Source organism: Novosphingobium aquiterrae (genome assembly GCF_042434435.1).
Classification (GTDB): Bacteria; Pseudomonadota; Alphaproteobacteria; order Sphingomonadales; family Sphingomonadaceae; genus Novosphingobium; species Novosphingobium aquiterrae.
The window spans coordinates 81,846-95,290 of record NZ_JBHLTL010000005.1 but is presented as its reverse complement, the minus strand read 5'-3'; the positions used below and the strand labels follow the sequence as shown (position 1 = coordinate 95,290).

Genomic DNA, 13,445 nt, shown 5'->3' with positions numbered 1-13,445 from the left:
TCACCCCTGCGCTTCGATCCCCGCGACATCGCCGTCTTCGCTGATCTCGCGCTCGATTTCGGATTCTATCGATGCCGAATCTTCGACGGGCTTAGCAAATCGCAAAATCAGGAAGCCCAACAGGCCGGACAACAGTGATCCCACGATTACACCCAGTTTTGCCTGCTCGACTAGTTCTGGTGCCGCTGCGAAGGCCAGCATGCCGATGAACAGGCTCATGGTGAAACCAATGCCGCACAGCACCGATAAGCCATAGACCTGGAGCCACGATGAGCCACGCGGGCGCTGGGTCAATCCCAGCTTCACAGCCAGCCAGATCGCCGAGAAAATGCCCAGCTGCTTTCCAAGGAACAGCCCAGCAGCAATGCCCAACGGCAGCGGCGCGAGCAGCGTGTCCAGGCCAAGGCCGGTCAGGGCGATGCCGGCGTTGGCAAAGCCGAACAGCGGCACGATCAGGAATGCCGACCACGGATGCAGTGCGTGCTCCAACTTGTGCAGCGGTGAATTCGGTGAGTCCGGACGGCCGGGGGTCGCCACGACCGGCACGGTGAACGCGGCCAACACGCCAGCGATCGTGGCATGAACTCCGGATACCAGGACCGCGAGCCACAGCAGGACAAACCCGGCCAGGTAGAATGCCAGGTGGCGCACGCCAGAGCGGTTCAGTACCATCATCGCGCCAAAAATTGCAGCCGCGGCGAGTAAGGCGATACCCTTGATACTGGCCGTATAGGCGAGCGCGATAATCACCACCGCGCCCATGTCATCGACGATGGCGACAGTGGTCAGGAACAGCTTCAGGGCCGTGGGGACGCGGCTTCCAAGCAATGCCATGACTCCGATCGCGAATGCGATGTCCGTCGCCGCTGGAATTGCCCAGCCCTGCGCGAGGTTACGCGAGCCCGACGTCACCGCGAGGAACACTAGCGCCGGCGCCGCCATGCCGCCAAGCGCCGCGATGAACGGGAGTCGGCGCTGGTGCCAGGTAACGAGGCGCCCATCGACGAACTCGCGCTTGATCTCCAGTCCGACGAGCAGGAAGAAAACCGCCATCAGCGCGTCGTTGATCCACAGGTGCACGGTCATTGGCCCGAGCTTGTCGCTGAGCACCGGGCCGGTTTGGGCATGAAGAAGATGGAAATAGTCGTCCGCAAACGGGCCGTTCGCCATGATCATCGCCAACGCGGCCACGATCATGAGAATGACACCGCCAGCAGCCTCGCTTGCGAGAAATTCCCGCAATGCCGAGGTTTTAAGGCTGTCTCGCATTTTCATTCCCATGATTGGATCCGCGCATTTCAACGTGAGAGTTACTATGGAACAAAGGGAGCCGATCAATCCGGTGCCAGATTTGCACCAGTTGCGGTTGGGGTTTCAGGGGCGGTGCGGCGCTCAAGGGGGAGGCGAAAGCCTTGCGCCAGCGCGTGGTAGAGCTTGGGGTGACTCACTCGACTGCTAACCCAATCAGCAAGAATTGCCGTGATGAACAACGGTATGATCATGGAACGGTCGGCGGTCATTTCCATGACGATGATCACTGAAGTAAGCGGTGCCCTGACAACGCCCGTAAAATAGGCTGCGACCCCAAGGAGGACGAGCGCACCCGAGGGTTCTCCCTTGGCGAAGAAGGCGACTAGATGTCCAAGACCAGCCCCAACTGAAAGCGATGGCGCGAATATGCCGCCTGGTGCACCACTCAGCGCTGTAGCCAGAGAGGCGACGAACTTTGCGGGTCCAAATGCGAGCGAGGCCTGTTCGCCGCCAAGCAATTGCCGAGTGGTTTCGTAGCCAGTGCCCCAACTCGTCCCGTTACTGGCAAGGCCGGCAAACGCTACCAGCGTGCCACAAAAGAAGGCAAGCGCCAGCGGATGAGCGCGAGCAATCACGAATGGGCGATACGTCGAATTGGTTATGGCTATGAGGATGCGCGAGAAACCCCCTCCTGCAAGACCGCCAAGCACACCGATAACCGGCGCCAGCACAACAATGTCGCGTATGGCGAGATGGCGCGTCATCGCTCCGAAGTAGACGTAGTCACCCGCGATCCCAAGGCTGACGAGCCCTGAAATCATCACCGCCGCCATGACAAGGACTGCGACCTTCTGTTCGAATGCGGCAGCCAGTTCTTCAATCGCGAAGGCAACACCTGCAAGCGGAGTATTGAAGGCGGCGGCGACGCCTGCCGCGCCGCCAGCGATGATCACGCCTGCATTGATAGGCACACGCAACCAGCGATGAACTGCGATCATTAGCGCTGCGCTGATCTGCACGGTGGGACCTTCGCGGCCAACCGCCCCTCCGCCGAGCAGCATCGCCAGAGTCCCGATAAACTTGGCCATTGCGGTGCGGAGCGAGATAAGCCGACCGTTGGCACTCACTGCCGGATTGTGACTTGCCGCCATGACCTGGGGAATTCCCGAGCCCCTCGCATCCGGAAACCACCGCCTGGTTATGCCCACAACCGCGACGAACACGAACGGAGTGACTGCTGCTGCCAGATAGGGCGATGCGGCAAATCCGCGCGCAAATGTTTGCTGGGCTACCTCGCCGCATTTGGCAAAAGCAATTGCAGCAAGGCCGAGGAGGATTGCGCCGAAAACCGTCGCGCTTCGACGCATGAGGGAAGTTGAATCAATCCGATATTTTCTAAGAAGGCTCATTTGGAGCGCTTAGGGTAGCGCCCCGACTGTTACAACGGTTTGCGCCGGTGCCCGATGCCATCCGTGCGTGACGCGGCCGCTCCACATGCGCAAGCTGTTCGGGCTGAGGCCGGTCATCAACTCTGACTCCGAGGAAATTGAAGGCTTGATTCTGGTATGCGCGGCGCACGAACACGAGCATGTGCGTGAGGCATAAAATTGGCATTTATGCCTCACGGCTCAACGGGCGGGCTATGTAACATCGGTAATGTTACATAGCGCCAAGGGCGCTAAACCGTGCTCCGGAAGAGGCCTTCCAGACTCTTGACGGCGCGGCGAAGTTCCCAAATCCGCTCACGTCTTGCGGCCCGCTGCCGCGCGACGGTGACCTGCCTCTCCAGCGTCGACGAGCACGCTCGTCGATCCCGAACGAAGCGATCGATCGCACTGTCCGACGCAATCCGCGCGAACATGTCCAAAGCAGGTTCACCATCCTCTGGCCAGATGTTGCCTGTTTCGAAGCTGGCATCGAGAATTTCGGCGCATATCGCAAGCAGGGTTCGACGCAGCGGTACCTCTGCGAGCGCTAATGGCATCTCGAATGGCAGGTCCTGATAGCAATCCTCACTGAGCGTGAGAGCCGGGTTGGCGAAACGTTCGAACAGGGCCTCACCTCAAGATTTGTTCGCCAGACAACGCTAAGGCGGACATAGTGGGAACAACCTACGCGACGAGCCGCAACCTGCCACTTGGGTCGTGAAGTGGTCGGTACCCGCCACCGTCTCTGAACGACGCATCCTCCCATAGGTAGTCGCCGGTTAGGCCGATATGTGACCAACCCAGAGGCGAGACATGGGCCAGCAGTGCCTCGTCGATCTCCGCCCCGGAATGGCGAATGTAATCGGCAGCGCGGCCGAGATAGAGAGTGTTCCAGTATGCAATTGCTGCGATGAGCAGGTTAAGGCCAGATGCTCGGTATTGCTGGTTCTCGAAGGTACGATCAGTAAAGCGTCCCTGGCGATTGGTATAAATTGCATCAGCCAGAGCGTGCCGGGCCTCTCCCTTGTTCAAACCGGCTTGGCAGGCGCGGCGCAATTCTGGCTGTTCCAGCCAGTCGAGTGTGAACAGCGTTCGCTCGATGCGACCGAGTTCGCGAAGCGCGAGGTCGAGCTTGTTCTGCCGACGATAGGCGGAAAGCTTGCGCAGAATGACTGACGGCGCAACCGTCCCCTCACGGATCGACGCCGCCATGCGGACCAGGTCGTCCCACTCTGCCTCGATCGCGCCGACTTTGATCGCTTGGCCGAACAGACATTCGATGCCTTTATAAGATGAGCTTGCAGCAATAGCGCCAAGCCGTCGATCGGCTAGGTCGCGCATCCGTGGGACGAAACGGAAACCCAGCAGGTGACACAAGCCAAAGACGTGATCGGATGCGCCGCCGGTATCAGTGTACAGCTCCTGCAGCGGCAATTCACGGGCGCCAAGCATCAGGCCGTCGAGCACGTATGGTGCCTCACTTGCGGTGGCAGACATGATGCGCGAACTGAACGAAGCGAAATGGTCAGACAGGTGGGAGTAGATCTTGATGCCGGGCTCGTGCCCGTACTTGGCATTGATTTCGGCTGCGCCGGAACGAATTCGGCCGGTGCGGAAGAACTGACCATCAGATGATGCGCTGATACCTTCTCCCCAGTTGCGCGCGAACGGCAGCTGGTGATGTTCGCGCACGATCTGGGCCAACGCGGCCTCGTAATTTTCGGGCGAGATGTACCAGTTCTGGGTCCAGGCAAGCTGCGCGTAGGTCACGCCCTGGCTCGCGTTTGCCATACGTTCGACGCCGAGATTTGTGCCATCTGCCAGAATGGCAGCGAGGATGGCTTGAGGTTTGTCGTGTTCCTTGCCCGAGCGGACATCCCGAAATGCCGCGAGGAAGCCGGTGCGCTCGGCAACCTCGAACAGGAGCTCGGTGATCCGGACACGCGGGAGTAGCGAATCCAGCCTGCGATCCAGAACTTCCGCGTCCGGCGGTGTTGCCGCCTGCAGCGGCACAACCTTCAGTTTGTCGCGAACGAGCGCCACACCAGACAAGCGGCCGGTCCGCAGTTGATGCGCGAAGTGGCACAGGCGCCGATCAAGTTCAGCATTTTTCTCAGCTAGATATTCTCCAATATTCACGTTGATCGGTAAGTCAGCTATCGCCGATTGTGCGGCTTTGCGGGGAAGCAGATAGGCATCAAATCGCTGGTAGGCGCGGGTTCCTTCGACCCAGACATCGCCGGCCCGCAACTTGTCGCGGAGAGTTGCAAGCACTGCAGTCTCGTAGCGCGCGCGGCTGACCTTTCCGCCCTCTGTGATCAGCTTTGGCCACTGTCGATTGGCAAAGGGCATGGGTGGATTTTCCGGCAGGTGCGCGCCACGACTGGCGTTGGTCTGCTTGAGGAGATCGATAGCTGAAAGCAGGTTAGTTCCGCTGCTCGAGGCCTTGAACGTGAACGTGTCGAGGAAGCTGCCGGAAAACCGGCGCAGCGTGGCGTACCGTTCGGTCGCAAGGACCAGGGTGTCTTCTTGGGCGAGATCAGCCAAGGCATCGACGTGGGGGCGCGCGGCCATCAAGCGATGCCAGCCCACCATCTCATCGATCAGGATCAGCGGATCACCGCCGGTTTCCTCCGCCATATCCAATGCCGCGATAGTTGCTCCGAACAGTCGCATGAGTTTGCCGACCGACGGTGCCGTGTCCTGATAACGTCGTTCCTGGCCCCGCTTGGCACGGGTGAACAGCCCACCAATCAGACGCTCGAACATCAGAATCGCGGCATCGGCAAGACTGACCTCAAGATTGACGACTGCAGCCGCCAGCGTTGCCCTTCGGCGATTGGGGGAATAGTCGGCAAGCAGAAACGGCGGAGCCACTCTGCCTTCACGCACGAACTGGCCGAAGCGGAAGCCCGTCGTCGCCAAGCTGATCCCGGGATCGATCCCGAGCTGCCGTATATACCGCAGACGTTTGAGCAGCGCGTTCATGTTCTTGGTCGACGGCGACCCCGGCATGTCGCGGAGCCATGCGAGTGGGGTCACGCCGAAGGCAGGCTCGTTGATCAGGAGCGCGTCGAGCAACTCCAACGTTTGGCCGTCCAGCGCAGCAACCATTTCTGCCGCCGCGCGCTTGCGCGCGCGGGCCCGGCCAGCGAGCCCGGACCGTTCGAGGGTGTCCGGAAGAGGCAGAACGAAGCGATCCGCCTTGAGACTGTCCATAAGGGAGCGTGCAATCGTCTCGCCGCGGTCGCTCTGCATGGCTGCCCGGGCCGCAAGTTCGATGGCATGGGCGACGTCGGCTCGCTTGAATGGTTGGAGGCCAAGGTATTCGGCCGCAGTCGAGCTATGATCGGTTCGCGTCTGCGCTCGTTGCCCATAAGTCTCGAATACGTTCGGCGAGACATCTAGCTGCGCAGCCAGGTAGTTGAGCACGGACTCCGGGACGTCCGAGTTGATCCGCAGGCCAAAACCCGGGTGCCGCAAGAGCGCGAGGTGTGCAGCAATGCCGAGCCAATTGACAGCGCCTCGCCGCCTTCCGATGAAGGCCAAATCATCGGGCGCCAAAGTGTAATTTCGGATGACCGAAAAGTTGTCGATGCGTGGCAGGAAAAGCCTATCGCGCTCGTCCTGCGCCAGCAGATTGCGCCGCGCCATGATGCACCTCACAAGATTCGGGATGACCCCCAATCGGTCAGGCTAGACCTGCGTGGCAGCGTAGGCATGCATAAAGAATTCCAGTGTGTTCGCCATTTGTCTGACTTAGCGTTGTCTGACGAACAGACCTTGAGGTGCCCCCAACAAGACACCGCCGCCCAGCAGGATGCGCTGCGCGTGCAGGGTTGCAGCGTGATTTTCGAGGACAAGGCGAGCGGCGCCAGCAAGGAGCGTCCAAACCTCGCTCGCGCGCTGGACCGAGTGGGGAAGGGGGATACCCTGCTGGTGGTCCGAATTGACCGTCTGGCGCGCTCGCTGGCGCACTTGCTGGAGATTGTCGAGACGCTGCGTGCCAAGGGCGCATACTTTCGGTCAATCAACGATCCGATCGACACTTCAAGTGCGCAGGGCATGCTGATGACTCAGATGCTCGGCGCCTTTGCCGAGTTCGAGCGGGCGCTGATCCGGGAGCGGACGAGGGCAGGGCTCAAGGCGGCGGTTGCGCGCGGGGCTAAGCCCGGCAATCCAAAGATGCGGGCTCGCGATCCGATCGCAATTGCCGAAATCCGTTACAGCCACAACGAGCGTCATCTCAATGAGCTGCTCGATGGCCGGGATCGCTGGTTACCAACCGTGGAGCGGCTGCGCCCGCATCTGCCTTGGGCACTGGTGCTTCGCCAGATTCGCGTGATCGCACCGCCCGTGCGCTCGTTTAGCGAGCGCACGCTGATCAAAGCTTGCCGGACACTGGTTGGGGCGGGTTATGCCGATCCCGTCATCCTGCAAGCCGCCCCGCGCCTGCCGGCCGATACACGTACGGCAAGGCTGGTCGCTGACCGGCTGAAAATGCATCCGGGCGCTTCCCTGCGCGATATTGCGGCATGGTTGTCACGCGACTTGCGCGAGCCGACGCCGCGTGGTGGGCTCTCCTGGTCGGCCGAGGGAGTCAGGCGTGTGATCGAGCAGGCGAGGGAGTTACGCCTGCTCGATGCATGACCATACCTGCGTCGGCAGAATCAAATCGGTTATCGCGACTTCTGTATCTTTGTGATCAAGCCCTTCTGGCCATCCCAATCGATCTCGAAGGTTACCTTGTCCCCGACCTTGAGATCGACGAGCTGCTCCCGCTTTGCCGAAAAACTCATGGTCATCGCTGGCCATTTGAGTGCGGCGATCTCGTGGTGATCGAGGGTTACGGTGCTTTTTGCAGCGTCAATCGCGGTTATGGTGCCAGTGCTCGCACCATGCATCATCGGTCCGGCCATGGGCATGCTGGCCATGCCGCCGTTGCTGGAAGTGGTGGATTCCGCGGGTTTCGGCGCTTCGGCTTCCTTTTTGCAGGCAGCAAGCGAGGCTATCAGCGCAAAACTGGACGCAATAATCAGGGTCTTCTTCACTGTACTTCTCCTTCGGGTTGAACTTGAGATTGGGATTTGCGGCGCATCAGTAGATAGGCAGCGGGGATGATCAGCATTGAGAGCAGCGGCGCGGTCAGCATGCCGCCAACCATCGGCGCGGCGATCCGGCTCATGACCTCCGAGCCAGTGCCACCGCCCACAAGGACCGGAAACAGGCCGGCGAGGATTACGGCCACCGTCATCGCCTTGGGTCGCACGCGCAGCAATGCGCCTTCGCGCACGGCGGCGACGACATCGCCGTCCTGACGTGCCTCAAACGCTTGCTTCAGGTAGATCAGCATCACTACGCCGAATTCGGCTGCAACGCCCGCAAGCGCGATGAACCCGACCGCGCTCGCCACCGACTGGTTGTAGCCCAGCCAGTAGAGCAACCACAGCCCGCCAGTCATCGCGAACGGCAACGTGCCCATGATCAGCAGCGCCTCGTCCCAGCGGCGGAAAGTGAGGTAAAGCAGCGCGAAGATGATCACGAGCGTCACCGGGATGACCAGCTTCATCCGCTCCTTGGCGCGGACGAAGAACTCGTACTGGCCGGTATAGGAAACGCTGACGCCCGGCGGGAGCCCGACCTTGCTGGCGATGGTCTGCTGGATGTCGCCGACCAGCGTCTGCATGTCGCGGTCGCGGCCATCGACGTAAATCCAGGTGACCGGCCGGCCGTTCTCGCTTCGGAGCATCGGGGGACCGTCGCTGATCCGGACAGAGGCCACGGTGCCAAGCGTGATCTGCTGGCCGGACGGCGTCAGTACCGGCAAAGCTGCGAGCTTGTCCGGACTATCGCGCAACTCGCGGGGATAGCGCAGACTGATCGGGTAGCGGGCGAGACCTTCGACAGTCTGGCCAATATTCTCGCCACCGATCGCGCCCGAAACCAGCGCCTGCACGTCGGCAACATTGAGACCATAGCGGCCCGCTGCGGCGCGGTTCACATCGACGTCGATGTAACGACCGCCCGTCAGGCGCTCGGCGAGCGCCGAAGCGACACCGGGCACGGACTTGACGACCTGTTCGATCTGCTTCGCGGTCCGGTCGATTTCAGCAAGGTTCGAGCCCGCGACCTTGATCCCGACCGGGCTCTTGATGCCGGTCGCCAGCATGTCGATGCGGTTGCGGATCGGCGATATCCAGAAATTGGCGAGCCCCGGCACCTTCACCCGTGCGTCCAGTTCGTCGACCAGCTTTTCGGGCGTCATGCCGGGTCGCCATTGACCACGTGGTTTGAAGCGGATTGTCGTCTCGAACATTTCGAGCGGGGCGGGATCGGTGGCGCTATCGGCGCGGCCGGCCTTGCCGAACACGCTCTCGACCTCGGGCACGGTCTTGATCATCCGATCGGTCTGCTGGAGCAGTTTCCCCGCTTCGGCGGCCGAGAGGCCCGGCAGTGCCGAGGGCATGTAGAGCAGATCGCCTTCGTTCATCTGCGGCAGGAACTCTCCGCCGATCCGGGTCATCGGCCACAACGTGGTGGCAAAGATCACGGCTGCAATCAGCAAGGCCTGCTTGGGTCGCTCCAGAACCCAGTCGATTGCCGGGCGGTAGAGGCGTGCCAGCCAGCGGTTTATGGGGTTCGCTTCCTCGCTGGGGATGCGGCCACGGATCAGGAGCCCCATCAGCACCGGAATCAGCGTGATCGAAAGGAACGCGGCAGCTGCCATCGCGTAAGTCTTGGTGAAGGCCAGTGGTGCGAACAACCGTCCTTCCTGCCCCTGAAGCGTGAAGATAGGCAGGAACGAAAAGGTGATGATGAGCAGGCTGAGGAACAGCGCAGGTCCGACTTCCGCAGCGGCCTCTGTGACGAGCCGCCAGCGAGTCACCGTATCGGGCTCTGCATCAGGGTGCTGGTGATGCCAGCGTTCGAGATGCTTGTGGGCATTCTCGATCATCACCACCGCCGCATCGACCATTGCCCCGATGGCGATGGCGATGCCGCCCAATGACAGGATGTTGGCGTTGAGCCCCTGCAGCCGCATGACGATGAAGGCGATCAATATGCCAAGCGGCAAGGTCAGGATCGCCACCAGCGCCGAGCGCGCGTGCCAGAGGAACAGGCCGCAGACCAGCGCGACGATAACGAACTCTTCGATCAGCTTGTGATTGAGGTTCTCGACCGCGCGGTCGATCAGCCCTGAACGGTCGTAGGTGGGCACGATCTCGACGCCCGGCGGCAGGCTCTTTTTCAGCTCATCGAGCTTTGTCCGAACGCCCTCGATTACCGCGCGTGCGTTCTGGCCCTGGCGCATGACGATGACGCCGCCCGCCACTTCGCCTTCACCATTCAACTCGGCGATGCCGCGGCGCATCTCGGGGCCGACCTGGACGGTGGCGACATCGCTCAGCGTAACGGGTATGCCTCCCGCTGCGGTCCGGATCGGCACGGCGCGGAAGTCGTCGAGAGTCTCCAGGTAGCCGCTAGCACGTACGGTATATTCGGCGCCGGCCATCTCGACGCTCGCGCCGCCAGTTTCCTGATTGGCGCGCTTCAGGGCTTCACCTACCTGGTCTGCAGTGACGCCGTAGGCCGCGAGCTTCTGCGGATCGACCACGACCTGGTACTGCTTGACCATGCCGCCGATGCTGGCGACCTCGGCGACGCCGGGCACGGTTTTCAGCTCGAAGCGCAGAAACCAGTCCTGGATCGAGCGCAGCTGTGCCAGATCGTGCCTACCGGTCTTATCGACCAGCGCATATTCGTAGATCCAACCCACCCCGGTCGCATCGGGACCGAGCGAAGCCTTCGCCCCTTCGGGCAGGCGGCTCTGCACCTGGCTAAGATATTCGAGGACGCGGCTGCGCGCCCAATAGAGGTCGGTGCCGTCCTCGAACAACACATAGACGAAGCTGTCGCCGACGAAGGAATAGCCCCGCACGACCCGCGCGCCGGGAACCGAGAGCATCGTCGAGGTGATCGGATAGGTGACCTGATTTTCGACGATCTGCGGTGCTTGCCCCGGATAAGTCGTGCGGATGATGACCTGCACATCGGACAGATCGGGCAGCGCATCGACCGGAGTGGTGCGCACCGCGCCGATACCCACGGCGGTCAGCACCAGCGCCGCGACCACGATCAGCCCCCTTGCCTTGACCGAGGTCCGGATGATCCATTCGATCACTTGACCGCTCCCAACTTGCGGGCCGGGATCCCGGTCAGGCTCGCTTCGGAATCGAGCAGGAATTGCCCCGAGGCGACGACCTTTTCGCCAGTAGCTAGGCCTTCCAGTATCTCGGTCTGCCCGCCACCTTCGCGGCCGGTGCGGACTTCGGCGGGCTGGTAGCGACCATTGCCGGTGGCGAGCATGACGATCGTGCGCGTCCCTGTGCGGATCACCGCTTCGCTTGGCACCAGCAGCGCCGTGCTTCCCGTTCCACCTAGCGCGACCTGCGCGAACATGCCGGGGCGCAAGCGACCGCCGCGATTGGCCAATTCGATCCGCACGGTGAGCGTGTGGCTTTCGGCCTGTGCGGTTGGCAGCACGGCAAGAATGCGCCCGTTGAACGTCTCGCCGGGGAAAGCAGCCAACGTCGCGCTGGCGCTTTGCCCAATGCGAATACTTCCCGCTTGCGCCTCGGGGACGGCGGCATTGAGCCATACAGTGCCAATGCCTGTGACCTGCGCCAGCGTCTGACCTTGAGCCAATGTTACTCCGGCACGAGCATCAAGCGTCTGGATTACGCCGCTGATCGGCGAGGTGATGGTGGTTGTTCCATTGGTTCGCCCGCTGCGCTCGACCCCGGCAATCACGTCTTCTGACATGCCCAAAAGCCGTAATCTCTGGCGCGCGGCAGCGGTCAGATCGGGCTTGCCGAGCCGTCGAACCGCTAGAAACTCGGTCTGCGCACCACCCCATTCGGGCAACTGCACATCGGCAATCGGCGCGCCCGCGCGGATCACGTCGCCCGGCGCGCGGGCGTAAACTCGGCTCACGAACCCGCCGGACCGCGCCTGAATGATCGCGACATCGCGTTGGTTGAAGTCGATGCTGCCGGTCACGTTGAGTGAGGTGGCAAGACTGCCCATTTGCGCCACGACGACGCGGACACCGAGATTCTGCATGGCGGCGGGATTGACCGTTACCCCCGGTGCTTCGCCGGGGGTGCCACCTTCATCAGCATATTTGGGCTGGGTCTTCATCCCCATCGAAGAGAGCGCACCGGGATTGTCATAATGCTCTAGGGGCACCATCGGATCATACCAGTAGAGGATTTTCCGCCCCGCCTGGCCTGAAACGGACTCGGTCGCCGATCCGCCGCGCTGCCCGAGCCAGTATCCTCCTCCGCCCACGATGAGAACCGCCGCCAATATTCCTGCGCGCCAGCGCGCCGCTGTTGTCGCTTCCATGTTCATGGCCGCATCCCCCCATAGGTATAGTTGATCCGGATGGCATCGCGCGCCACGTCGGCCTCGCGCGACAGCGCATCGACTTCGGCTTCTGCCTCCGCTAGCGTCGAGAGCAGCGCGCTGCCGAGATCGAGTTTGCCTGCGGCATAGCTCGCCATGTCGAGTTCGGCTCGGCGCTTGGCGAGTGGCACCAGGGTATTTCGCGCATTCATCAGCCGCTGATGGTGCATGACATGATCGGCAAGATCGCCGTCGAGCGCGGCAATGATTTCGCGTTCTCCCGCCGTCCGCATCAGGCGTGCCCGATCAGCCTCGCTTGCACGCGCGGCGATTTTCGGATCCTGCCTGCGTTTGGCAAACAGCGGCAGATCGATGCTGACGCCGACCGAGACCATGTCGCCGTAAGCGGGATCGCGGCGACCGTAGGAGGTGCTGACCCGCCAATCGGGGCGCTTATCCGCGCGAGCGAGTTCGGTTTCCGCGTCCGCGGCGCCGACGCCCGCGTCCAGCGCCTGCAGGCTCGGGAGCGAAGCAAGCCCTGCCACAAGCCGGGCGCGATCGACTTCAAGGGTCGGCGGATCGCCTGAAACGTCGGCCAGGGGATCGCCGGTAAACCACGCCAGCCTTGCCTGCGCCTTGGCGACATCGGCTGCAAGTTCGCTGCGCCGGTCATTGACGGCGGCACGCAACTGGTCGGGTTCAAGCGCCGCGCTGGGCCGCGCCGAGCCGGAGGCCAGCCTGGCCGAAACGGTCGCTTGCAAGTCGCCGAGGCTTTGATCCAGAACCTGCAACTGGGCGAGCCGCCGCTTGGCATAATAGAGATCGACCCAGGCAAGCGCGGTCTCAAGCCGCACGTTCTGCGCTTCGACCGCGGCCCCTGCCTCGGCAATACCGATGTCCGCTTGTGCGCGGTCTCGCTGGGCGCGGCGCTTGGCGGGATTGGGGAACGGCTGTTCGATCCCGATCCGTGCCATCGTCATGCTGTCGCCATTGAACGTGAAGGCCGGCGGTCCCGAAACCGGGAAATTATCGATGCCGATATTGATTGTCGGATCGGGCAATCTGCCTGCGGCGACGGCAGACGAGCGTGCGGCATCGACACCGGATGCGCTCGCCTGGAGCGATGGCGCCTCGCGTGCTGCACGCTGGAGTGCGGCATCGAACGTCAGCGGTTCGGCCAGCGCTACGCTCGGGATCGCTGCGAGCAGCAGCGCCAGAACAATCAATCGCATGGGAATCTCCTGATTGGGAGAGCCATGGCCAATACCGAAACGGTAAGCTGGACGAACGGGCGCCGGCGAAGGGGGCATACTCCGCCGGCGCCACGCGCCCGGCCGTGTTGTTATCGGTTATCGGCCA

General features: G+C 62.2%; 8 protein-coding genes. 1 reads left to right on the top strand and 7 read right to left on the bottom strand.

All coding sequences use genetic code 11. The features are described 5' to 3' along the window. The 3 genes from nhaA to ACFFF7_RS08930 all read right to left on the bottom strand — a co-directional run bounded on the left by nhaA (window position 1) and on the right by ACFFF7_RS08930 (window position 6,332). A complete protein-coding gene (gene nhaA, locus ACFFF7_RS08940; protein ID WP_379481034.1) occupies window positions 1-1,275 on the bottom strand; it encodes a Na+/H+ antiporter NhaA in 1,275 nt (424 codons plus the stop codon). Between the two features lie 59 nt (window positions 1,276-1,334). Further along, window positions 1,335-2,660: a chloride channel protein gene (locus tag ACFFF7_RS08935; RefSeq protein WP_379481033.1), complete on the bottom strand. Its 1,326-nt coding sequence runs from the start codon at window positions 2,658-2,660 to the stop codon at window positions 1,335-1,337. 702 nt (window positions 2,661-3,362) lie between these two features. Further along, on the bottom strand, window positions 3,363-6,332 hold the full coding sequence (locus tag ACFFF7_RS08930; protein WP_379481032.1) for a Tn3 family transposase: 2,970 nt from the start codon (window positions 6,330-6,332) through the stop codon (window positions 3,363-3,365). Window positions 6,333-6,398: 66 nt separating this feature from the next. Between ACFFF7_RS08930 and ACFFF7_RS08925 the strand changes: the two genes are divergently transcribed. Further along, on the top strand, window positions 6,399-7,328 hold the full coding sequence (locus ACFFF7_RS08925) for a recombinase family protein (protein WP_379481031.1): 930 nt from the start codon (window positions 6,399-6,401) through the stop codon (window positions 7,326-7,328). 29 nt (window positions 7,329-7,357) lie between these two features. On the opposite strand, the gene ACFFF7_RS08920 is transcribed toward ACFFF7_RS08925, so the two are convergent. From ACFFF7_RS08920 to ACFFF7_RS08905, 4 genes are read right to left on the bottom strand one after another with little or no spacing between them, the layout of a single operon-like run. Next, window positions 7,358-7,729 (bottom strand): copper-binding protein, encoded by a 372-nt coding sequence (locus ACFFF7_RS08920; protein WP_379481030.1) that lies wholly within the window; start codon window positions 7,727-7,729, stop codon window positions 7,358-7,360. Beyond that, on the bottom strand, window positions 7,726-10,860 hold the full coding sequence (locus tag ACFFF7_RS08915) for an efflux RND transporter permease subunit (RefSeq protein ID WP_379481029.1): 3,135 nt from the start codon (window positions 10,858-10,860) through the stop codon (window positions 7,726-7,728). Before ACFFF7_RS08915 ends, ACFFF7_RS08920 begins: the two co-directional genes overlap by 4 nt. Then, the gene (locus ACFFF7_RS08910) at window positions 10,857-12,092 is read right to left on the bottom strand and encodes an efflux RND transporter periplasmic adaptor subunit (RefSeq protein WP_379481028.1); all 1,236 of its coding nucleotides are present in this window, start codon (window positions 12,090-12,092) and stop codon (window positions 10,857-10,859) included. Before ACFFF7_RS08910 ends, ACFFF7_RS08915 begins: the two co-directional genes overlap by 4 nt. After that, window positions 12,089-13,318, bottom strand: coding sequence for a TolC family protein (locus ACFFF7_RS08905; protein ID WP_379481027.1), 1,230 nt, complete (start codon window positions 13,316-13,318; stop codon window positions 12,089-12,091). Before ACFFF7_RS08905 ends, ACFFF7_RS08910 begins: the two co-directional genes overlap by 4 nt. Window positions 13,319-13,445 lie beyond the last annotated feature (127 nt).